Here is a 220-nt window from a genome sequence, read left to right as displayed (position 1 = left end):
GGAGGGGTTCCCGAGCGGCCAAAGGGATCAGACTGTAAATCTGACGGCTCAGCCTTCGCTGGTTCGAATCCAGCTCCCTCCACCACTTTTCTTACCGCTAAGTTAAGTGGGGCCAAATGTAACAAAATAGTGTGGAGGGGTTCCCGAGCGGCCAAAGGGATCAGACTGTAAATCTGACGGCTCAGCCTTCGCTGGTTCGAATCCAGCTCCCTCCACCACT

The 220-nt window shown here is 55.0% G+C and carries 2 tRNA genes; both read left to right on the top strand.

Annotation, left to right across the window (positions count from 1 at the left end):
* A tRNA-Tyr gene (locus AN393_RS19915) sits at nucleotides 1-85 on the top strand.
* A 48-nt stretch (nucleotides 86-133) separates the two neighbouring features.
* A tRNA-Tyr gene (locus tag AN393_RS19910) sits at nucleotides 134-218 on the top strand.
* The last annotated feature ends 2 nt before the right edge of the window (nucleotides 219-220 follow it).

Origin of the sequence: Pseudoalteromonas sp. P1-25 (genome assembly GCF_001401805.1) — a bacterium.
Taxonomy (GTDB): Bacteria; Pseudomonadota; Gammaproteobacteria; order Enterobacterales; family Alteromonadaceae; genus Pseudoalteromonas.
This window is presented reverse-complemented; position numbering and strand designations above follow the sequence as displayed.